Here is a 918-nt window from a genome sequence, read left to right as displayed (position 1 = left end):
GAGCGATTTTCATCCTGCGTAGCGGTTCGCTTCGACGTGGTGCAGGACGAGGATGGCCTGCACGATCGCGGTGGCGCGGCGCGGGCAGCAGCGCAGCTTGGCCAGGACCTTCCAGGTCTTGAGGGTGGCGATGGCTCGTTCGCCGCGAGCGCGGATCCTCGCGTGTGCCCGATTGACTGCCTTCTGCCGGCGTGACAGCTTCGGCCGGAAGCGGCGCCGCTTGAACGGTGTGCGCACGCTGCCCCGAGCGCCTTGGTAGCCCTTGTCGGCGAAGGTCATCACGTCCGCGCTGGTCAGCTTGTCGATGATGCCGTGGACTCGGGCGGCGGTGAGGTCGTGTGCTGAGCCGGGCAGCGCCGGTGAGGCCCACACGAGCCGGCCAGCCGGGTCGGCGATGACCTGCACGTTCACGCCATGGCGCTTGTGCTTGCCGGAATAGTACGGCTTCTGGTCCGCCACCCGGTCGATCGGAATCAGCGTGCCGTCCAGGATCACGTACGCCAGGCGCCGGATGCGCCGCATCGCCGTGGTCAGGTCCTCGGCGGCCGCTGCGATCAGCATGATCGCTTCCCGCACGTAGCGCCAGGCAGTGGCGACACCGACGGCGAACCCTGCGGCGAGCCGGGTGTAGGTGTCACCGTTGCGCAGGTGGGCCAGGGCGAGCAGTGCCTGCCGGCCCGGGTCGAGGCGCCGCCACCGGGATCGGTGCTGTTTACGATGCGCTCGGATGAGGTCAGCCAGGTGGTTCAGGGTTCGGCTGGACAGCGGGATCGTGGAGGGGTAAGACAGCACAGGCGAGGCTCCCGGTCGGGGCATCGGATCTTGGTCGACTGCTGTCTTACCTGGAGCCTCGCCCTCATCGATCTCCGGGCCCGCCGCACCCACCCTGAGCTGCAAGATCAGCTTGGAAAAGACTCA

At 68.0% G+C, this 918-nt stretch carries 1 protein-coding gene; it reads right to left on the bottom strand.

What is annotated here, in order from left to right; translation table 11 throughout:
* Nucleotides 1-9: 9 nt before the first annotated feature.
* Nucleotides 10-792, bottom strand: coding sequence for a transposase family protein (locus ABGB05_RS36920; protein ID WP_347658676.1), 783 nt, complete (start codon nt 790-792; stop codon nt 10-12).
* Nucleotides 793-918 lie beyond the last annotated feature (126 nt).

This window comes from Plantactinospora sp. B5E13, assembly GCF_039871775.1.
Classification (GTDB): domain Bacteria; phylum Actinomycetota; class Actinomycetes; order Mycobacteriales; family Micromonosporaceae; genus Plantactinospora.
This window is presented reverse-complemented; position numbering and strand designations above follow the sequence as displayed.